Origin of the sequence: Sorangium sp. So ce204, from assembly GCF_051526795.1 — a bacterium.
GTDB lineage: Bacteria > Myxococcota_A > Polyangia > Polyangiales > Polyangiaceae > Sorangium > Sorangium cellulosum_B.
The window spans coordinates 8,716,477-8,736,597 of record NZ_CP150317.1 but is presented as its reverse complement, the minus strand read 5'-3'; the positions used below and the strand labels follow the sequence as shown (position 1 = coordinate 8,736,597).

Annotated in this window: 15 protein-coding genes; 11 read left to right on the top strand and 4 right to left on the bottom strand. The window is 71.2% G+C overall.

Translation table 11 applies throughout. The features are described 5' to 3' along the window. The first annotated feature begins 52 nt into the window (after window positions 1-52). Complete coding sequence (locus WMF22_RS32565; protein WP_437293857.1) at window positions 53-553, top strand: TIGR02266 family protein; 501 nt, start codon at window positions 53-55, stop codon at window positions 551-553. Window positions 554-638: 85 nt separating this feature from the next. Here the strand turns inward: WMF22_RS32565 and WMF22_RS32560 are convergent, their stop codons facing one another. Continuing rightward, complete coding sequence (locus WMF22_RS32560; protein WP_438032299.1) at window positions 639-1,622, bottom strand: zf-HC2 domain-containing protein; 984 nt, start codon at window positions 1,620-1,622, stop codon at window positions 639-641. Window positions 1,623-1,641: 19 nt separating this feature from the next. Next, window positions 1,642-2,262, bottom strand: coding sequence for an RNA polymerase sigma factor (locus tag WMF22_RS32555; protein WP_437293855.1), 621 nt, complete (start codon window positions 2,260-2,262; stop codon window positions 1,642-1,644). A 391-nt stretch (window positions 2,263-2,653) separates the two neighbouring features. Between WMF22_RS32555 and WMF22_RS32550 the strand changes: the two genes are divergently transcribed. The 10 genes from WMF22_RS32550 to WMF22_RS32505 all read left to right on the top strand — a co-directional run bounded on the left by WMF22_RS32550 (window position 2,654) and on the right by WMF22_RS32505 (window position 17,018). Beyond that, on the top strand, window positions 2,654-3,559 hold the full coding sequence (locus WMF22_RS32550; RefSeq protein WP_437293854.1) for a hypothetical protein: 906 nt from the start codon (window positions 2,654-2,656) through the stop codon (window positions 3,557-3,559). A 26-nt stretch (window positions 3,560-3,585) separates the two neighbouring features. After that, a complete protein-coding gene (locus WMF22_RS32545; protein WP_437293853.1) occupies window positions 3,586-5,994 on the top strand; it encodes a tetratricopeptide repeat protein in 2,409 nt (802 codons plus the stop codon). Beyond that, window positions 5,991-10,292 carry a tetratricopeptide repeat protein gene (locus WMF22_RS32540; protein ID WP_438032298.1) on the top strand — a complete coding sequence of 1,434 codons (4,302 nt, stop codon included), beginning with the start codon at window positions 5,991-5,993 and terminating at the stop codon, window positions 10,290-10,292. The genes WMF22_RS32545 and WMF22_RS32540 overlap by 4 nt, the downstream gene beginning before the upstream one ends. After that, on the top strand, window positions 10,289-11,641 hold the full coding sequence (locus WMF22_RS32535; protein WP_437293851.1) for a tetratricopeptide repeat protein: 1,353 nt from the start codon (window positions 10,289-10,291) through the stop codon (window positions 11,639-11,641). The genes WMF22_RS32540 and WMF22_RS32535 overlap by 4 nt, the downstream gene beginning before the upstream one ends. 14 nt (window positions 11,642-11,655) lie before the next feature. Next, window positions 11,656-11,904 (top strand): hypothetical protein, encoded by a 249-nt coding sequence (locus WMF22_RS32530; protein ID WP_012238571.1) that lies wholly within the window; start codon window positions 11,656-11,658, stop codon window positions 11,902-11,904. A 9-nt stretch (window positions 11,905-11,913) separates the two neighbouring features. Further along, the gene (locus tag WMF22_RS32525) at window positions 11,914-12,552 is read left to right on the top strand and encodes a hypothetical protein (RefSeq protein ID WP_437293849.1); all 639 of its coding nucleotides are present in this window, start codon (window positions 11,914-11,916) and stop codon (window positions 12,550-12,552) included. A gap of 190 nt (window positions 12,553-12,742) precedes the next feature. After that, window positions 12,743-14,188, top strand: a complete 1,446-nt coding sequence (locus tag WMF22_RS32520; RefSeq protein WP_437293848.1) for an AgmX/PglI C-terminal domain-containing protein — start codon at window positions 12,743-12,745, stop codon at window positions 14,186-14,188. Window positions 14,189-14,401: 213 nt separating this feature from the next. Then, window positions 14,402-14,977 (top strand): hypothetical protein, encoded by a 576-nt coding sequence (locus WMF22_RS32515; protein ID WP_012238568.1) that lies wholly within the window; start codon window positions 14,402-14,404, stop codon window positions 14,975-14,977. Between the two features lie 95 nt (window positions 14,978-15,072). Further along, window positions 15,073-16,425: a hypothetical protein gene (locus WMF22_RS32510; protein ID WP_437293847.1), complete on the top strand. Its 1,353-nt coding sequence runs from the start codon at window positions 15,073-15,075 to the stop codon at window positions 16,423-16,425. Then, window positions 16,425-17,018 (top strand): polysaccharide biosynthesis/export family protein, encoded by a 594-nt coding sequence (locus WMF22_RS32505; RefSeq protein ID WP_437293846.1) that lies wholly within the window; start codon window positions 16,425-16,427, stop codon window positions 17,016-17,018. Before WMF22_RS32510 ends, WMF22_RS32505 begins: the two co-directional genes overlap by 1 nt. 49 nt (window positions 17,019-17,067) lie before the next feature. On the opposite strand, the gene WMF22_RS32500 is transcribed toward WMF22_RS32505, so the two are convergent. Then, complete coding sequence (locus WMF22_RS32500) at window positions 17,068-17,967, bottom strand: PPC domain-containing DNA-binding protein (protein WP_437293845.1); 900 nt, start codon at window positions 17,965-17,967, stop codon at window positions 17,068-17,070. Beyond that, window positions 17,964-19,985, bottom strand: a complete 2,022-nt coding sequence (locus tag WMF22_RS32495) for an OmpA family protein (protein ID WP_438032297.1) — start codon at window positions 19,983-19,985, stop codon at window positions 17,964-17,966. Before WMF22_RS32495 ends, WMF22_RS32500 begins: the two co-directional genes overlap by 4 nt. Between the last annotated feature and the right edge of the window lie 136 nt (window positions 19,986-20,121).

Here is a 20,121-nt window from a genome sequence, read left to right as displayed (position 1 = left end):
TCCTCGTCGAGCGCCCTCGACGCGCGTGCGGAAAGCGGCTAGTCGCAGACTCATGACCGGGGGCCGTCGGGACTCAAACCATCCTCCCGACGCGCCGGGCGGTACGCCGCCGTCCTGCGCGCAAGCCGGCGCCTACGGCGACGCGCATCGCCCCGGCGAGGACGCCGAGCTCGAGGTCCCCGCCTCGGATTCGCTCGACCGACGCTCCTCCGAGCGCCTCGACGTCACCTGGCTCGTGGACTGCGAGACCGACGACACGTTCCTCTACGCGTCCATCACCAACATCTCGGAGATGGGCATCTTCGTCCGCACGACGCAGCCTCTCTCGATCGGCACGCGGCTCACGCTCCGCTTCTCGCCGCCGGGGACCGACGGCTCGTACGTGCTCGAGGGGACGGTGCAGTGGATCAACGAGGTGCGCCCCCTCCACGACAACCCGAACCCGGGCATGGGGATCCGCTTCGTCGATCTCACGCCGGACGATCGCGAGCGCATCGTCGGCACGATCAGGACGATCGCCTACATCCGCGAAGCGCCGGTGAGATCGAACTGACGCTGGCGCCGCCGCGGCGCGCGGTGAGGTCGAGGCGCGGCGCCGGGGACGGCGGAGGCGCGGCCGCGCCGGCGCCCGCAATCCGTCAGCGGGACGTCGCGGCGTCGGCGGGCGCCGCCTGCGCGGGGCCCGCTGCACCTTGCTCCTCGGCGTTGCGCGGCGGCGCCGCGGGCATCGCCGCCTTGGGCGCAGCGCGCCGCGCGGCCGCGGCGGGGGCGGCGGCCGCCGGCGCCGAGTTCTGCGCCTGCGCGCCGGCGGCGTTCGCCTCGAGGTCCGCGAGCTGCTGCTCGGCGCGGTCGCCGTAGCCCTTCGCGGAGCGCAGCGCGAGCAGCAGCTCGCGCGCCTTCGCCGTGTCGCCGGAGGCCTGGTAGCACCGGGCCGCTTCCCACATCGCGGCGTGCGCGGACGGCGTGCCCGGGTACTGCGCGCCGACCTCGTCGAGCTTGCCGACGGCGGCCGCGCAGCCCGACTTGCGCTGCAGCGCTTGCGCCTCGTGGAGCGCGGCGCTCGCGCCGTCGTCCGCGGACGCACGCGCGCTCTTCTCCTTCGCCGCCTCCGCCCTGGGCGCCTCCGCCTTGGCCTCGGCCGAGCGCCGGCCGTCGCCTTCCTCCATCGCGACGGCCGCGGGGGCAGGCGTGGCGGCGCGAGGCGCCTCGCGCTGATCCAGCGACGCGGGCTGGCCCCACTCGGTGACCCGCACCGGCGCCACGCCCGTCTTCGGCCGCAGCAGCAGCAGGCTCGATCCGATGACGAGCACGAACAGCGCCGCCATCGCCAGCTGCGGCCGCATCGCGTGGCTGCCGGCCCAGGCCAGCGCGCGGAGCGCCTTGCGCCGGAACGGCGTCTTCTTCTGCGCGACCTCGACGGCGTCGAGGATCCGCGCCTCGAGCTCCTCGCTCGGCTCCTCGAACGGCAAGGCGCCGACGTTGCGGGCCGCGCGCAGCCCCGCGAACGCCGACGCGCACCGGGCGCAGCCGTCCATGTGCCGCTTCATGGCCGCATACGTCAGCTCGTCGAGCTCGTCGTAGAGCGCGTCCATCACGTGCTGGTCGAACTTCTCGCAGTCCATAGACAGCTCTTCCGGAGCGCTAGCGCAGCGCCCTCGCGTAATCCTCGTACTCCGAGAGGGCGTCCTGGAGCCGCTCCAGGGCGTAGCGCATCCGGCTCTTCACCGTGTTCTCGGGCACCCCCACGATGTGGGCGATGTCCTTGAAGGGCACGTGCCCGATCTCCCGGAGCAGGAAGACCTCCCGCTGCTCGTGCGGGAGACCCTCGACCGCGCGGACGATGCGCTGCCCCATCTCGGTCCCGATCGCGACCCGGTCCACCGCGGCCTGGGGCGCCGGGTCCGCGGTCCGCTCGCCGAGCGTCGGGCCGTCGCCGCCCTCCCCGGAGCCCTGGTCGAGCGACGGGTGGCGCCGGAGCGACATCTTGCGCAGGTGATCGATGCAGACGTTGCGCGCGATGGCGAACGCCCAGGTGGTGAACCTGGCCTCGTGCTTGAAGTCGGAGGCGCTCTGCACGATCTTCACGAACACATCCTGCACCAGATCCTCGGCGATCGCAGGCCCGCGGACCTGTCGCAGGATGAAGTTGTAGATGGACGTTTTGTGCCGCCGGACGAGCCCGGCGAACGCCGCGCGGTCGCCGCCCTGGAAGCGCATCATCAGCGCTTCGTCCGTGACCTCCTCTCGAGAAATCGGGACCATCCTAGCTCCCGGAGCGGCCGAGCCTCTGCGGCGCTCCTTCGGCGGCCCGGGCGGCGGGGTGTTCGCGGCGGCGGCCGCGGCGTCGGATCGGACGCGCGGCGCGGCCCGAAGATCTGAGGAGCACTCCTTCCCCTGACACAAGCGCACCTTAGCGGATCCGCCCCCGAGCGAGCGAGCCCCCTTCGCCCGCAGCGGCCGCGGCCGGGGAAGGGCAGGGGGATGGGCGCGCGCTGACCTCTACGCGCGCCGCGAGCGACGGGAGCCTGCGCCGGGGGACGAGCAGGCGTCCATGTCGTTGCGCTCGGAAGCCCGCCGCCACTAGACTCCCCGGCACCGGGCGTGAGGTCGCCCCCCTCTGCCGACGAGGGTTCAACCACGAGGTTACCTTTCGATGCGACTTATCAGGATGCTGGCTGTGGGGGTGGGAGCCTCGTTCTTGATGTCGATGCCCGCCTTCGCGCAGGCCCCGGGCGGCGCGGCGGGCAAGGCCGCCGCTCCCGCCGCCTCCGTGGCGCCGGCGGCCTCCACAGCGCCGGCTGTCCCCGCAGCGCCCGCGCCGGGCAACGGAGCGCAAGCGGCTCCTGCGCCCGCTTCCGCGACGGTCGCGCCGGCTGCGGGGGCGGCGGCGCCCGCCGCGACGGTCGCCCCCGCTGCGGGCGCGACGGCGGCGCCCGGCGCGACGGCTGCCCCGGCGAGCGCCCCGGCTGCGGGCGCGGCCGCCGCTCCGGCGATGGATGGTCCGACCTACGCGGTGCGGCTGCGCGATCTGGAGCAGCGCATCGACGAGCTCAAGGAGCAGATCCGCCGCAGCCACACGCGGCTCTCGCTGCTCAGCGACACGATCCTCTCCGGCGGCGGCGCCGGCTCGCGCGCCTCGATCCGCTTCAACAACGAGCTGTCGTCCGCGTTCCGCGTCACGCGTGTGCTGATCGTCCTGGATGGCGCCGTCCAGTACAACAAGACCGATCAGTCGGGCGCCCTCGCCGAGCAGACGGAGATCCCGATCTTCAACGGCTCCGTCCCGCCGGGGGATCACACGCTCCAGGTGCTCGTGAACCTGCAGGGCAACGGCTACGGGGTGTTCTCCTACCTCCGGGGCTACCGCTTCGAGGTGCGCTCCAGCCATTCCTTCACGGCGGTCGAGGGCAAGACCATCAACCTTCAGGCGGTCGCGTTCGAGAAGGGCGGCGTCACGACCCCGCTCGAAGAGCGGCCAGCCGTCCGGTTCGTCGAGAAGATCGTGAGCGGCCTCTCGGATGCTCCCGGGCAGCCGTCCGCCGCCGCGGGTGGGAAGTAGGTTCGAGCTCGTTAGGACAAGCCACCATGACCTGGGACACCGGATCGCGGGTACTCCCTGCCTTGCTTGGCGTGCTCGCGCTCGGCGCGGCGACGACCGCGGCCCCCGCCGACGCGTGGGCCCTGGACGCTGAGCGCGCCTACACGAGCGCCTCTCAGCAGATCGGCAGCGTCACCTCCGGGCTCGGCGCCATCCAGGCGGCGATCCACAAGTCCCGCGGCGAGCAGCGCACGCCGGCCCAGCGCATCGCGGATGCCCAGCTCCTGATGGGCTCCAGGGATTACGAGCGGGCGGCGAACGTGCTGAACCAGGTGGTCGAGAAGTACCCCGACCATCCGACGGCGTTCCCGGACGCGCTCACGCTGCTCGGGGAGACGTATTTCCGCTCGAAGCAGTACCTCTCGGCCCGCCGGGTCTTCCAGCGGATCGTCGCGAGCGGCGCCGAGCCGCGCTTCGCCACCTACCAGGCGAAGGCGCTCGGCCGGCTCGTGGACATCTGCCTCCGGATCAAGGACTACGACGCGCTCGACGCCGTCTTCGCGTCGATGAACAGCGTCCCGGCCTCCACGGCGGGGAGCGCCCTCGCGTACGCGCGCGGCAAGGGCCTCTACGTGAAGAAGGACTTCGGCGGCGCGAAGGCTTCGCTCGGCGCGGTCGACCCGCAGAGCGAGTACTTCCACCAGGCGAGGTACCTGCTCGGGCTGATCGCGGTGAAGGAGGCGACGCCCCCGCCCGAGCCGCTCAAGGAGGGCGAGGCGCCGCCGGCGGTGCCCAAGACCCGCTACGTCGCCGCGATCGATCTGTTCCAGAAGGTGACGCAGCTGCCGGCCGACACCCCGGAGCACCGGCGCGTCATCGACCTCGCGTGGCTCGCGATCGGGCGGCTCTTCTACGAGGCCGACCAGTGGTCCCAGGCCGTGCAGGCCTACGGCCACATCGACCGCGTCTCGCCCGAGTTCGGGACGATGCTCTACGAGCTCGCGTGGGTGTATGTCCGCCTGGGCGACGTCGATCGCGCCCAGCGATCGCTCGAGATCCTCGCGATCGCCGAGCCGGACAGCCAGAACATCGCGGACGGCTCGCTGCTCCGCGGCGACCTGATGCTGCGCGCGGGCCGCTTCGAGAAGGCGCTGAAGGTGTACGAGGGGGTCCGCGCCACCTACGACCCGATGCGCGCGCGCGTGGACGCCTTCCTCGGCTCGACGAGCGATCCCGCGGTCTACTACGACAAGCTGAGCCAGGAGCAGATCGAGGCGCTCGACACGACCACCTCGCTCCCGCCGCTCGCGGTGCAGTGGGCGCGCGAGGCCGAGGACGGCCCGGCCGCGTTCGCGGTGATCGACGACGTCAACCACTGCCGCGAGCTGATCAAGCAATCGAACGAGCTCATCGAGAAGCTGAACGCCGTCCTCAGCTCGCCCAACCGGGTGCGCGCGTTCCCGGAGCTCAAGGCCGGCGAGGAGAAGGCGCTCGCGCTGCTCAACCGGGTCGCGCTGGCGCGCCTCGCGCTCGGCCAGGGCATGGATGACGTGGAGGACGACTCGCTCTCGGGCGAGATCGGCGGCGCGCGCGCGAGGCGCAGGGCGCTGGAGAAGCGCCTCGCGCGGGTGCCCGTCACGGACGGCGACTTCCAGGATCGCGAGGCGCAGGCGCTCAAGCAGTGGAACACCCAGTCGCAGCGCCTGCAGCAGCTCACGCTGCAGATGGACTCGCTGCAGGCGACGGTCAACGGCCTCCGGCGGCTCCTCCGCGATGGCCCGCACGCCGGGGTCGTCCGGGATCCCGCGAGCATCGCCCGGTTCGAGATCGAGCTCGCCCAGAACGAGCGCGACCTCGCGCTCTACCGCCAGCAGGCCGACGTGCTCCGCAAGCAGGTCAGCGCGGGCCGGGTCCAGGTCGGCTTCGGCGATCAGCGCTTCATCGAGGACGCGCAGGTGCGCAAGGCCCACCGCGACGCGTTGACGCGCGAGGTGGAGCTGGCCGCGGCGGGCGCCGGCGGCGCGGAGCTCGCGGCGTACGCGCAGCGCATCACGCCGGTGCTCCGCGCCGGCGACGCGGCGGACGCGAGGGTCGAGGCGGCGCTCCGCGACATCGAGGGGGAGGTCGCCCAGAAGTCCGCGGGGCTCCGGCAGATCGTCGGCCGGGAGACGGCGAACGTCGTTCACTACTCGGTGCAGCTCGATGGGCTCGACCGGGAGGCGCGCCTCGTCGTCGGCGAGGTCGCGATGCGAAACTTCGGCCTCGTCCGCGACCGGCTGAAGAACATCATCCTGCGCGCCGACGTCGGCATCACCGAGGAGGCGTGGGAGGTCCGCGAGGAGCAGATGACGCGCGTTCGCAGCCTGCAGGTCGAGCGCGCCCGTGAGGATCGGGTCCTCAAGGAGGAGCTCAACGAGGTCCTCGACGACAGCGGCGATCCGGAGGACGAGAAGTGAGCAAGGAGCGTGGTGGCGCGAGCGCGCCGCAGATCTCTTTCGCGCCGCTCGGCGCTGCGCGAGCGGGGCGCCGTCGCCCGCGCGGCGCGCTCGGGTTTGCCAGCCTTGCCCTGGTGCTGGCGGTCGCGCCGCTCGCGCTCTCTCAGCCGGGGGGCCAGCCAGCGCCGGCGGCGTCTGCCGTCCCCGCGGCTGCGCCGACCACGCCTGCGCCTGGCGCCACGGCTGCGCCGACCGCGTCTGCGCCTGGCGCCACGGCGCCGGCTGCGCCGGCGGTGCAACCCTTCGCGCCGCCGATGTCGGTCGGGCGCAAGCAGGCGCCGCCGCCTCCTCCTCCGACGCCGGCCCAGCTGGCGGCGCTCGCCGCGCTCGAGAAGGAGGCGGCCGCCTACGAGAAGGCGGCGCGCGACTACCGGAGCGCCATCACCCGCATCGTGCAGCACCACTACGAGGACAGGCGCCGCCGCATCCTCTCGTCGCTCGACCGCGAGATCGAGATCGAGAGGAAGGGGCTCCGCGACGCCCGGGAAGAGGCGATCCGCCGGCTCGAGGTGTTCGTCGAGCGCTACAGCGGCCCCAACGCCCACCCCGAGAACACGCCCGACGCGATGTTCCGCCTGGCCGCGCTCTACGAGGAGCGCGCGCGCACCGACAACGACGCGAGCGAGGATCTCAGCGTCGCGCTGCTCCCGGCCATCGCGCTCTACAAGCGCGTCATCCGCGAGTTCCCCCAGTACCGTGAGCTTGCCGGGATCTATTACTACCTCGGCCATGCGCTGAACGATTCGGTCCGGTTCCCCGAGGCGCAGCAGGTGTGGCGCTCGCTCGTGTGCCACGACAAGTATCCCTATCCCGTCGAGACCGACCCGAAGGATCCGACGCGCGACACCATCGGCAAGCTCCCGCAGGACCACGACAGCGATTACTGGACCGGCTGGGAGGCGCGCCACCCGACGCCCATCGGGTCCACGCCGGGCGGCCGGGCGCTCCCGCGCAAGGGCGCGCGGGGGCGGGCGCCCGTCACCGAGGACGAGACGGCGTACGTCGATCCGTATCCGGACGAGTGCCAGCCGATCCCGCAGAAGACGGCGCTCGGCGCGGAGCCCCGTTACATCGCCGAGGTCTGGTGGCAGATCGGCGACTACCATTTCAACGAGATCGACCGCGCCGGCGGCCCGTTCAACTACAACAGGGCGGAGTCGGCGTACCGGCAGTCCATCAAGTACAAGAAGCCCCCTGTCCACGGCGTCGCGATGTACAAGCTCGCCTGGACGTACTTCAAGCAGCAGCGTTACGAGACCTCGGTACGCCAGTTCATCGAGCTGCTCCGCTACACCGACGAGCAGGAGAAGCTGACGGGCGATCCCGGCGCGGATTTCCGCGCGGAGGCGTACACCTACATCGCCGGCTCGCTCACATACCTCGACTTCGTCGGCCCCGGACCGGACGAGCCCTACGTCCCGCGGAACGACGTCCTCGACGTCGAGACCGACCCGCGCATGGCCGAGCAGAAGATGCGGATCGCCATCGAGCGCGTCCAGGATCCCAAGCTGATCCCGCAGGATCAGAAGTGGACGGTCGAGATCTACAAGGCGCTCGCGCTGGAGTTCAAGGAGCTCAATCAGTATCGGAACACGCTCGAGGTGAGCGAGATCCTCCTCAAGAAGTGGCCGATGCACCGCGACGCGCCCGTGATCCAGAACCAGATCGCGGACATCTACGACACGCTCACCTCGCAATCGCGCGAGGGGACGGCCGAGCGGGCGATGAACTCGGCGAAGGCGCTCGAGGCGCGCACGAAGCTCGCCCAGTACGTCGGGACGACCCCGTGGGTCGAGGCGAACAAGGACGATCCCGAGGCGATCCAGACCGCCGAGCGGCTCGTGCGCGGCGGGCTGCGCCGCGCCGCCGCCGATCACACCAACGCCGGAAGCGCGCTCGTGCAGCAGGCGCTGACGGTCGGCGACAAGGAGACGCGCGACCCGATCTTCGAGCGGGCGCTCGGCGAGTACCGCCTCGCCGCGCAGGGCTGGGCCGGCTACCTGGCCCAGGACGAGAACGCCCCGGACGCGTACGAGAGCCGGTACTGGCTCGCCGACGCGCACCACATGGTCGTTGTCATCACGGTGGCGATGGATCGCTCGCCCGCGACGCACGAGATCGAGCAGGCGAGGAGCTCGGCGGTCGGCGTGCGGGACTCCAACGAGGACGACAAGTACCTGCAGCCCGCGGCGTACATGGTCGTCGACACCGCCCACCAGGCGCTCCTGGATCGACACAAGCTCTTCCAGCGAACGAGCGGCGCCGAGGGCATCGAGCCGCGCGAGAAGGTCAAGATCGTCGGCGAGGGCGACCAGCAGCGCGTCGTCGCCGAGCCGCTGCCCCCCCAGGTCCAGGCGGCCGTCACCGCGCGGGACGAGTACATCCAGCGGGTCCCTCCCGCGCTCGACGCCCCGAAGAACATCGACCTCTACGCGTTCCAGGCGGCCGACTACTACTTCCTCTATGGCCAGTTCGCCGAGGCGCGCAAGCGGATGGAGCCCATCTACGAAGCGCAGTGCGGCAAGACGGAGTTCGGCTACAAGGCGTGGGAGCGGCTCACGACGATGTCGAACCTCGAGAACAACGTCGAGCAGAGCCGCAAGCTCGCCGAGGCGGCGCTCACGCGGAGCTGCGCCGTCAGCGAGGAGCAGAAGCTGAAGGAGGGCGACATCGCCCGGCCGACGATCTCCCGCGGCTATTACATCGACGCCGCCCGGGCCTTCGAGAAGGCCGAGAAGATGCCGGACGGCCCCGCGCGCGTCGCCGCCTGGCGCGAGGCCGCGGCGCTCTACAAGGTCGCGCTCGAGAAGGCGCCGGCCCGCGACGAGGCGCCGGAGGCCGCCATGAACGGCGCTTACTGTTACAAGCAGGTGGGCGACTACGACCAGGCCATCGCGATGTACTCCCTGTTCATCAAGGAGTACGGCAGCGAGGAGAACCTGTCGAAGCTCGAGAAGGGCGATCCGGGCGCGAACCCTCCGAAGAGCCCCGATCCGAAGCGCTACGCCGACCGGGTGAAGTACCTGAAGCAGGCCTACGACGCGCTCTCCGCCGCGTACGTCCTCTTCTTCAACTACCGCAGCGCGGCCGAGACCTACGACACCATCGCTCGCAACGGCCGGTTCGAGCAGGCGGCGCGCCGGGACGCCGCCAGGAACTCGGTGCTGCTCTACGCGAACATCGGGGAGCGCGACAAGATGACCGCCTCGCGCGCCACCTTCATGAGCCTGAACCCGCCCCCCGAGCAGAAGGCCGACATCGATTTCCTCGTCGCCTCGGCGGACCTGAAGGCCTGGGACGAGCGCGGGGCCGACGAGGGCCCGAACCGCGCCGCCCGGACCAAGGCCACGCAGTCGATGGAGGCCTATTACGCGGCCAACAAGAACAACCCGGCCGCGAGCGGGTATGTCGTCCAGGCGGCGTACCATGCATCCAAGATGCGCGCCGCCGGCGGCGATCCGAAGGCGCGGGACTGGTGCAAGAACACCATGACGGCGTTCACGTCCTTCCGGAATTCGGCGACCGGCGACAAGGTGAAGGCCCTCGGCTCGGTGCAGGCCGACATGGCGGCGGAGTGCGCCTACAAGGCCATCGACGATCGCATCAAGGCCGAGTTCGATTACGACACCGGCCATCACCGCTACGAGGGGGTCATCGATCAGGTGAAGCGGGCCTTCGAGACGGATATCACCAAGGCCAACGACAGGTACTGGAAGGAGCTCCAGGAGGTCATCACCGCCTACGAGTCGCGGCCGTGGTCGGTGGCCGCGCGCGCGCGGCAGGGCTCGCTCTACGATTCGTGCCGCACCGGCCTTTACAACGCCCGCCCGCCGGGGCTGAAGCTGTACACGGACAAGGAAGAGAAGCTGCTCAAGCTCGCCGAGACGAGCGATCGCGAGGATCTCCAGGAGACGGCCGACGCGCTCCGGCAGAACCGGCGCGAGCAGTGGCGCGCGGCGCGCGAGCGGCTCCTCAACGATGCCGACAAGGCGATGGTCAAGTTCTACGTCGAGTCCGTCGTCTGGGCGAAGGCGTGGAAGGTCCGGAATCCAGCGGTCGACCTCGCGATCCAGCGGCTCGCGTTCTTCACGGACATCCTCGGCGACGCCAAGCTCCGCGAGTGGAGCCAGGGGGTCATCGATCCCGAGACGAAGCGCCCGTTCGAGTACAAGGATGGCCTCTTCCTCCGGACGCGGCCCGGCATGACCCCGCCGCTCGCGCCCGACGGCCTCCCCCTGCCCCTGCCGGTCGTCCCATGATGCGCCGCCTCCCTGTCACCCTCTTCGCCAGCCTGCTCGCGGTCATGTCGCCGTTCGCCCTCGCGTCCTGCGGCGAGGAGGCGACGCCGCCGCCCAAGGTGCCCACGGTCCCAGCGGGGCCCGCCGCGACCGCGCCCGCCCAGGCGCCGTACGGCATGAACGACATGCCGAGCTCGGCGCGCCCCTACGATCTGCCCGCCCAGACGGCTGCGCCGGCCATGAACGCCCGGGCGGCGGCGTTCTATCAAAGCGGCCTGCAGGCGTTCGCGACCGGGGATCTCGTCAACGCGAGGGCCCAGTTCGGGCAGGCGACGCAGGCCGATCCGCGCGCGCACCAGGCCTTCTATTCGCTCGGCGTGGTGCAGGAGCGGCTCCGCGACGCGGGCGCCGGCGCGAGCTACCGCCAGGCCTTCACGATCGTGCCGGACTACGAGCCCGCCATCATCGCGTACGCGATGCTGCTCGCCAGGAAGAACCAGCTCGGCGAGGCCGAGCGGCTCCTGAACGAGAAGCGCGGCCAGATGCCGAAGTCGGCGGCCGTCGCGGCGACGCTCGCGGAGGTCAAGTCGCTCCAGCGGGATACCGGCTCTGCCCAGCGGATCGCGCAGGAGGCGCTGAAGATCAACCCCGACTACCGGCCGGCGATGGTGATCATCGCCCGCGATCACTACAGGAACCGGCGCCTCGATCTCGCGCTGTACGCGCTCCAGGCGATCCTGGACGGGTTCGAGCCGGTCAGCGAGAACCCGCCGCGCGACAGGGACAACGCCGAGGCGCTGCTGCTCCGCGGCCTGATTTACCGGGAGCAGGGGCAGCGCGCCGCGGCGATCGAGGAGTTCCGCAAGGCGGTGACGCGCCGCCCCGATCTCGTCGAGGCGCGGGTGCAGCTCGCGACCTACCTGCTCGAGGCGGGCAACGCCCAGGAGGCGCTGCCGCTCCTCGAGGGCGCTGTCCGCTTCGATTCCGAGCACGTCGCCGCGCACCTCAACCTCGGGGACGCGTACCGCCTGATCGAGCGCTACGCCGACGCGAAGCGCGAGTTCGACTGGGTGCTCGCCCGCGACCCGAACCTGGCTCAGGTCCACTACGACCTCGGCCTGCTCTACCTGTTCGCCCCCGCCGTCCCCGGCATGACGCCGAAGCAGCAGGTGGCGGAGGCGATCAAATCGCTGACGAGGTTCCAGGAGCTGCGCAACAAGGGTCAGCGAGACGACTCGGAGGAGCTCCTGAACCGCGCCAAGCTCAAGGAAGGGGAGCTGAACGCGGCCGCCGCCGCGGCTCAGCCCGCGGCTCCTCCTCCTGCCGCCGCGCCGGATGGAGGCGTCGCCGACGCCGCGACCGACACGTGAGGGAGACCATGAGCATGTACAAGGCACTTGCGCTGGGTTCGGTCCTGCTCGCGATCCTCGGCCACGGCGCGCCGGCGAGCGCGCAGGAGAAGGGCAAGCAGCGCGGGGTCATCACGCTCGCGGAGGTGACGATCACGGGCCGCATCCAGAAGCCCATCGCGGCCGTCGACGTCAGCCGGATCCAGCCGAAGCTCACGCTCGCCGAGCTGCGTCAGCCGTTCCTGGACCGCATCGAGCAGGCGATCTTCAAGGAGCCGTTCTAGGCGGCCGGTGTGTCCGCCGTCGCCGTGCTCTTGAGCGCGCTGTCGATCGCGTCGAGCGCCGCCTGCGCCGCGATCTCGTGGAAGCACCCCGCGCAGGTCGCGCGCGCGACCGGCGGCGACCTGATGTCGCTCGCGCGCTCGCTCCGCGCGCTGCCCGGTGAGGCGCGGCTTTTGGAGCTCGCGAGGCGGTCGCCGCCGGAGAGCTGGGAGCGCCGCCTCGCGCTCGAGGTCATGGCCGCCGCCGACCCGCACGCGAAGATCGCGGCGGCGAACGAGCTCCTTGCCGAGATCGAGCAGCGGCTCGACGCCGGCGCGGGGTGGCCGCGCGCGGCGGCGCGCCTGTCGGCGCTCGCCGCGCTGCTCCTCGCCACGCTCTCGTACCTCGCGCAGGCCGGGCCCTCGGTCATCGCGCTCGTCCTCGGCGCGGGGGGCGCCGGCGCGATCGCGTCCGCGGCCGCTGGGGGGGCCGGCCGCGCCGCTGCCGCGCGAGGTCGCGAGGCGATCGACGCGCTCGTGCGGGTCGCCCTGGAACCACTCGATAGCGCCGATAGCGCCGATAACGTCGATAGCGCCGATAACGTCGCTGGGGTCGGGGCCCTCCGGCGCCCTTCCGGATCGCCCCGACGCTCTCGCCGGGCGCCCCGGTGAGCGCGGCGCGCTCTCCTGGACCGCCCCGAGCTGTCCGTGTACCCTCGCAAATTATGGTGCCCTCCGCTGCGCGGCGCGTCGCTCGCGGACCCGGGCCCGGGGCCTGCCGGGCCCCGGAGCGCGGCTCCGCGAGCCGCGCGCGATCGCGATCGGCGCCCGCTTCGTCCCCCCTCTCCCGGAGCCCTTTGGAATGACCCAGCAGCACCCGCACCCCACCCCGTCGCGCCCCGGGCAGCCCGGGCAGATGACCGCGGTCATGCGGGCGGTCGCACCGGTGACCGGCCCGAAGGTCCTCAGGATCGGCCTGGTTCAGGGGGGGAAGGTGATCGAGGAGCGCGTCATCAAGCAGCGCACCCACGTCACCATCGGCCCCAGCGAAAAGAGCATGTTCGTCATCCCGAGCAAGAGCATCCCGCCGAATTTTCGGGTGTTCGAGCTCGTGGGGGGCGAGTACTCCCTCAATTTCCTGGACGGGATGACCGGTCGGGTCGCCTTCAAGGGCGGCGTCTCCGAGCTCTCCGCGCTCAAGTCGTCCGCCAAGCGCGTGGCGGTCGGCAATGTCCAGGCCTACCAGGTCCAGCTCAGCGAGGAGGCGCGCGGCAAGCTCGTCGTGGGGGAGACGACGTTCCTCTTCCAGTTCGTCGCGCCGCCGCCGGTGCAGCCCAAGCCGCAGCTGCCCGTCTCTGTGCGGTCGGGGATCGCGAACGACATCGACTGGACGACCACGATCATCGCCGCGTTCTCGTTCCTGTTCCACTTCGGCGCCGTGGGGTCGATCTACTCCGACTGGATGGACCCCGTTGTCGACGATGAGATCGACGTCGCGCAGCTGCTCGAGTCCGTGAAGCAGCTGCCCCCGCCGCCGGTGGAGCAGCCGAAGGAGGACGTCGAGGCGCCGGCCGCGACAGCGGCGCCTGCTGTCGAAGCGCCCAAGGCCGCTGGCGGTGGGAACAAGGGGGCGGCGGCTGCCAGCCCGGGGAAGGGCTCTGGCGGGATGAGCGACGCGCGCGCGTCGGCGCTCTCCAACGAGCTCGCGCAGCTCGACATGCAGATGCTGGGCGCGCTCAACTCGAGCGGGAACGCGACCGCCAGCGTCCTGAGCTCGGGCGACGTGCCCACCGGCTTGCTCGAAAACGCGGCCGCCTCGGGGGCCGGCGTCGGCAAGGGCGGTGTGGCGGGATTGAACATGGGCGGCGCCGGGGGTGGCACTGTGCGACCTGGCGCGGCCGGCGGTGGTGGCCTCGCCACGATTGGCAACACCGGGACCAGCGGCCCTGCGACGGCCGGCTCGGCACAGACGGTCAAGGGGCCGGTGGGCAACGCCCAGGTGGGCGGCGCCGCGGTCTCCGGCGGGAGCGTCTCGAACGCGCCCTCCGTCGTGGCCGGGATGACCGCCGGCTTCCGTCGTTGCTACAACAAAGGTCTTCAAGAGGACCCGAGCATGAAGGGGTCGGTCCGGATCACCGCGAAGATCGGCCCCAACGGCGAGGTGCTCTCGGCGACCCCCTCCGGCGGCGGCGGGCTGTCCGGCACGGTGGTCTCGTGCGTCGTCGCGCGCGTCCAGAGCGCGCAGTTCGCGCCGCCCGAGGGCGGCGGCGCGACGGTTGTGATTCCTGTCACTTTCGTGAGCCAATAGCCCCCGATGCTTTCCGGGTCCGTGGACAAGACGCAATCCTCTCTCCTCGCTTGCACGTGAATGGCGTGCTGACGTCGCGCATCGAACCGGGGAGAGCGCCGTACGGGTGCTCCCGACGGACGTGCGCTGCTGGCTGCTCGGCATGTTCATTGCGTTTTGACAATTACGTCTACCCGCACCTATACTGCGCGGGTCTGACTTCCGGAGGCTTCGATGAAGCGTGAACAGATCCCTGGCTTCGCCGCAGTGGCGCTGATCTCGGTCGTGGTCGGCCACGGGATCGCCGCTGCGCAGGCGCAGACGGCGCCTCCGCCGGACGCCTCCGCCGGCCTCGCGCGTCAGGTGACGCTCTCGCCCGCAGAGCAGCTCGCGCAGAGCGAGACCTACCTCGCCCGGATGGACGGAGCCCGCACGTCGGTTCGTCGCCAGCTGGAGACGGCCCGGTCGCAGCGTGACGTCGTGAAGACGCTCTGTCTTGACGACAAGCTGAATCAGATCGATGTCGCCATCCGCTCCGCCCGCGAGCGGCGGCAGGGCCTGGAGCTCGCCGTGAACCGGCGTGACGTCGATCTCTCCAACCATGAGTTCACGATCCTGACGGTGCTGCGGCAGCGGACCGAGCAGCTGACGGCCGAGGCCAACCAGTGCATCGGACAGGAAGCGGGCTTTATCGGCGACAGCGCCGTGACGGCGACGATCGATCCGAACCTCCCCAAGGACGATCCCTCCGAGTATCCCGTCAGCCAGATCATCATCGAGCCGCCTGCGTGCAGTAGCTGTTTTCGGTAGGCGACCGCCTCTCTCGGATTGCCACTGCCCAATAGGCGATGAAACTTCGTGAAACCATAGCCGCTGCCGCAGTCACACTCACTCTGTCCCCGGCGTTGGCCCTGGCGCAGGATCAGCCGTGGCTCAAGGATCGGCGCTACACCGAGGGCATCGGGATACGCACCGGCGATCTCGAGCTGCATCCCGGGGTCGCTGCGGAGTTCGGCTATGACTCCAACTTCTTCCGCCGGGACGAGAGCGACGATGCTGGCCTCGGTGATGAGGGGCCTGTCGGCTCGTTGCGGCTCCGGATCACGCCGTCGTTTTCGCTCTCGACGCTGAGCCAGCAGCGCCACGAGGTGACGCCCGACGCGCCGCCGCCAGACGTCGAGTTTCGCGCCGGCATCGCCGCGACCTATGAGGAGTTCTTCCCGGTATCCGGCAGCGAGGTAGGGAAGGACCGGCTGAGTGATCAGCGGAACATCGGCGGCCTGCTCGACGCCAAGCTGACGATCCTGCCCCGGCGCCCCTGGTCCGGGATCCTCGATGCGTCGCTCGGCCGGACCATCGCCTCTTCGGATCTCGGGATCTCCAACCAGAGCTTTCGGCGCGTCCACGCCGACGCGGGCGCCGAGCTCGTGTGGACGCCGGGCGGGGGGCTGCTCGACTGGCGGCTAGGCTATCGCTTTCTGGGCACGTTCTTCGAGGTCGATGAGTTCGACAGCCTGACGAACTTGCACCACACGATCCGGACGCGGGGCCGCTGGCGCTTCTTGCCCCGCACCGCGCTCATCTACGACGCGTCGCTCGGGTTCGTGAATTACCCGAACCAGCCGAGCCCGCCTGCCCAGCTCTCCTCTCATCCCCTGCGCGCGCAGCTCGGTATCAACGGCCTCGTGACATCGTCGTTCGGTCTCCTCGCGATGGCCGGCTGGGGCGCGAGCTTCTACACGTCAGACGGCCAGGCCGAGGTGCACGACTTCGACAGCGTCATCGGCCAGCTCGAGCTGAAGTGGTACCTGACGCCGAACCCGTCGGCCGATCCCGAGGCGGCGACGCTCGCGCTGTCGTCGCTGTCGGCCGGATTCACGCGCGATTTCCACGACAGCTATGTCGCGAGCTACTACGAGCGCAATCGCGGGTACCTCAAGCTGACCTACTTCTTCGGTGGGCGCTTTCTCGTGATCGCAGATGGCGGCGTGGCAGCAAACGTGTATCCCGAAATCCCGGAGAGGAGCGGCAGCGTCACCCTGCCGCACGGCCCCTGGACAGATGTCCGCATCGATGCCTCGCTGTTCGGCGAGTACCGGATCGGGGACTCGCTGGGCATCAACTCGACGCTACGTTACGGCAACAACATCAGCAGCACCGCGCTGACGACTCCCGACCAGTCAAACGTCAATCCCCCCGACAACCACCTCGGATGGCAGCAGTTCGAGGCGTACCTGGGCGTGCGCTGGTTCATGTGATGCGGCGTCCTGGCCGGTGGACCGCCGCCGTGCTCGCGCTGGCGCTCGCCGCGTGCTCCTCGCGAGCGCCCCAGCCAGCGAACCTGCCTGCGCCGGTGGAGGCGACGACCATCGGGGTCGGCGACGTGTTCGAGCTCCGCATCGTCGGAGAAGACAAGCTGCCCTCGACGTTCACCGTCGCGCCGGATGGCACCGTCGACTTCCCCTACGTGAAGCGGCTCAAGGTGTCGGGCCTCGAGCCTCAGGAGGTCGCGGAGCTCGTGCGCGCGAAGCTCATGGAGGGGCAGGTCCTCACCGATCCCAGCGTGAGCGTGAGCATCAAGGAGTACAACTCGAAGCGGGTCGAGGTGCTCGGCGAGGTGCAGAAGCCCGGGTCCCTGCCGCTCCAGCCCGGCATGACGCTGCTCCGCGCCATCTCGATGGCGGGGGGGTTCAACAGCATCGCGGACAAGGATCGGGTCACGATCCGCAGGAAGTCTCAGGGCAAGACGGTGTTCACCACCGTCTCGGTCGAGGACATCATCGACAACAAGATCCCCGATGTGCCGCTCCAGGCAGGGGACTCGATCCACATCGCCCAGCGCGTCTTCTGAGCGCGCGGGCGCCGTCCGCCACCTCTCGACCGAGGTGGCGCGGTCGCTCTCAGTTCTTCCGCGCGAGGCGGAACTGCTTCCTGCCTGTCGCCGCGTCGACGGTGGGAGGCTCGATGCGGAGCATCGTCAGCGAGACCTCGCGCACGCGGCCGTCGCGCTCCTGGCGGAGGCGGATCCGCTCGCCATCCGAGCTGATCACGGTGCAGTCGCCGAAGTGAAAGTGGGTCACGCTGTCGCCCACTTCCGGATAGGGCTCGTCCTCCTGGCGAGGACGGGCCGGGCGCTGCGGCAGCGGCGCGGCGGGGAGCTCCGCGGGGCCCGTCGAGGCCGCGCGCGGCGGCTCCACGGGCGCCGGAGGGGCCGCGCGCGGCGGCTCGATGGCGGGCGCCGGGGGCGTCGCGCGAGGCGGCTCCGCGGCGAGCGCCGGGGGCGTCGCGCGCGGCAGCTCCGCGGCGTGCGCCGGAGGCGCCAGGCGGGGCGGTTCACCCGCGAGCGCGGGGATGGCGGACGACTGGGTCGCGAGCTGCATCGTGCCCGTTCGATCGTCGAACACCCGCACCAGGGGCAGATCGTCGAACGCCGTGACGCGGAGCTCGAGCCCGTAGACGCGCGCCCACACGAGCTCGCCGGCGGCGAGCTGGAGGCCGACGCCCGACTCGCGGGCGAGCGTGGCCGACAGCCGGAGCGAGGTCTCTCCCTGCTGGAGCGCGATGTTCCCCGAGAGCGCCACGACGTCGCACGGGCCGTCGAGGACGCGCGTCTTCGCGTAGGTGCGGGAGGCTTGATCGAACAGCGCCACTTCGGCCTTCTCCAGCGAGCCCACCCCCTCGATCCAGCCGGCGCGCGCCTCGGCCTCATCGAGGGCGCGCACCAGCGCTGCAGGGAGCTCTTCGCCCCGGTCGAGGCGGATGATCAAATGGCGGGCACGGCGTGCCTCGAGGACATTCATCGCTGTTTCTTCTCTCCGGTCGTCGAGGGGGCTGCGCCCGGAGCACCCGGGGCTCCTTCAGAGCGCCGAGCGCGGGTCGCCGTCACCTCGATCTGGGGCGCGCCAGGCGCGCGCTTGGATGATGGGTCGCCTGCGGCGGCGGTGATCCGGTCCGCCGGCAAGCCCGCGGTTGCAAGGAGCTCCTTGACGGCGCTCGCGCGCGCGCCCGCGAGCTCGAGGGCGCGCGCGGACTGATCGCCCTGACGATCGGCGTAGGCCTCCACGATGACGATGTCGAGGGGCATGCGCCCGCGCATGAGCTGGGCGATCATGCCGAGCTGCGCCGCGAGGGCCGGCGGCACGCGGGCGCTCGCCGCCGGGAAGCGGGCCAGGCCGTCGAGGACGACCTGATCGCCGGACCATCGCGGCAAGGACCTGCCGGCCGGCTCAGGGCAGCCGTCGGCGTCGTTCGTGCCGTCGATCGTCTCGGCGGTCATGGGGCACGCGTCGGCCGCGTCGGCCACGCCGTCCTCGTCGTTGTCGCGCTCGGGGCAGCCGTCGTCGTCCTGGAAGCCGTCGCGATCCTCGGCGACGAGCGGGCACTGATCGCTGGCGTCAGGGACCTGGTCGATGTCGTTGTCGGGATCGGGGCATCCGTCGTCGTCCTTGAAGCCGTCGACGTCTTCCGCGCCCATGGGGCACGTGTCGCGCGCATCCAGGATCCCGTCGCCATCGTTGTCGGGATCGGGGCATCCGTCGCTGTCCTGGAAGCCGTCGCGGTCCTCGGCGTCGTTCCGGCAGGCGTCGGCGTCGTCCGGGACGCCGTCGCTGTCGTCGTCCGCATCCGGGCAGCCATCGCCGTCCTGGAAGCCGTCGATCGTCTCGGGCTCGTCCCGGCACCTGTCGCGACCGTCGGGGATCCGATCGCCGTCGTTGTCGGGATCGGGGCATCCGTCGCCGTCCCGGAAGCCGTCGCGATCCTCCGCGACGAGCGGGCACTCGTCGTCGCGATCGAGGACGCCGTCGGCGTCTGCATCGCGCCCCGTGGGCGCATAGCGGAGCCCCAGGTTGAACCGGAAGCGCGGCGCGGTGAACGCGCCGCCGGAGGCGAACGGGATGGCGCCGCCGCCGCCCGCGGACAGCGAGACGTCGCCTGCGAGCAGCGGGGCGCTCGTGGCCGAGAGGATCCACTCCGCCGGCACAAGCGCCGGGGCTCCGGCGGGCTGCTCGGCGAGCGTGTAGAGGGCGAACGCCTCCGCGGACGCCGTGAGCCAGCGGTCCGGGAGCACGTCGACCGAGGCGCCGAGGGCGCCGAGGAGCTGTGGGCCGACCTCGGCGTCGATCAGCGTGCTCGATCCGCGGAGCCGGGCCCCGACCTCGGTCGCGAGCAGGAGCTTGCCGAGCCGGTACGCTGCGGTGACGCTCGGCGCGAGCGTCACGGTCCCGGCGCTGGCGAACACCGACCCATCGCCGGTCGGCACGCCCAGATCGAGGCGCGCTGCCAGCGAGAAGCCATCGAGCGGACCACGCTGGGCCGGCGGCACGATCGCGAGCGCGGCGCCCAGGCGAGCGTCGCGCATCACGCTGCGCTGGAGCTCCGTGTCGGTGCCGAGGACGTCGGAGAAGCCCGCCCCGTCCTGGTACAGGGTGACGGGAGCGGCGACCGTGACCTCGAGGCGATCGGTGAGCCCGAACGACGCCAGGAAGGTCGCGTCGACCATGTTGTCCAGCGCGTGGATGACCGTCCCCTCGGGGTCGGGCGAGGCGGTGCGCAGGCCCACTGGCCGCGACAGGTAGCTCGCCACGAGGCCGAACGAGGCCTTCGCGCTCGGAGCCGTCCCTGTGCTCCCCACGGCGAAGAAAGGGCCGCCGCCCGCGTGAGGCCAGAGGTTGTCGGCATCGATACAGCCCGACAGCCCGCTGGCCGGCGCGCACTCGTCCGCGCGCACCGGCGCCGGAAGGAGGGTCGCCATGAAGACCCCGGACGCCACCAGCAGCGGGAGGCTCGATCGTGCAGGCTCCCTCCGGTTGGCGCGCATCGCGCCCGACCCTCTACTACTGCCGGGGGGAGAGTCAAAAGAGCAATCGACGCGTCGCGATGCGCTGGCGTCCGACGCTGGGTTTGCGTCGGATTGCGCCGGATTGCGTCGTGCTCCGCGGTCGCGCTGGCGCCGT

Excerpts from the sequence above, each read along its gene's own strand:
- WMF22_RS32565 (WP_437293857.1), top strand. The coding sequence starts at position 53 with ATGACCGGGGGCCGTCGGGACTCAAACCATCCTCCCGACGCGCCGGGC.
- WMF22_RS32560 (WP_438032299.1), bottom strand. The coding sequence starts at position 1,622 with ATGGACTGCGAGAAGTTCGACCAGCACGTGATGGACGCGCTCTACGAC.
- WMF22_RS32555 (WP_437293855.1), bottom strand. The coding sequence starts at position 2,262 with ATGGTCCCGATTTCTCGAGAGGAGGTCACGGACGAAGCGCTGATGATG.
- WMF22_RS32550 (WP_437293854.1), top strand. The coding sequence starts at position 2,654 with ATGCGACTTATCAGGATGCTGGCTGTGGGGGTGGGAGCCTCGTTCTTG.
- WMF22_RS32545 (WP_437293853.1), top strand. The coding sequence starts at position 3,586 with ATGACCTGGGACACCGGATCGCGGGTACTCCCTGCCTTGCTTGGCGTG.
- WMF22_RS32535 (WP_437293851.1), top strand. The coding sequence starts at position 10,289 with ATGATGCGCCGCCTCCCTGTCACCCTCTTCGCCAGCCTGCTCGCGGTC.
- WMF22_RS32530 (WP_012238571.1), top strand. The coding sequence starts at position 11,656 with ATGTACAAGGCACTTGCGCTGGGTTCGGTCCTGCTCGCGATCCTCGGC.
- WMF22_RS32520 (WP_437293848.1), top strand. The coding sequence starts at position 12,743 with ATGACCCAGCAGCACCCGCACCCCACCCCGTCGCGCCCCGGGCAGCCC.
- WMF22_RS32515 (WP_012238568.1), top strand. The coding sequence starts at position 14,402 with ATGAAGCGTGAACAGATCCCTGGCTTCGCCGCAGTGGCGCTGATCTCG.
- WMF22_RS32505 (WP_437293846.1), top strand. The coding sequence starts at position 16,425 with ATGCGGCGTCCTGGCCGGTGGACCGCCGCCGTGCTCGCGCTGGCGCTC.
- WMF22_RS32500 (WP_437293845.1), bottom strand. The coding sequence starts at position 17,967 with ATGAATGTCCTCGAGGCACGCCGTGCCCGCCATTTGATCATCCGCCTC.
- WMF22_RS32495 (WP_438032297.1), bottom strand. The coding sequence starts at position 19,985 with ATGCGCGCCAACCGGAGGGAGCCTGCACGATCGAGCCTCCCGCTGCTG.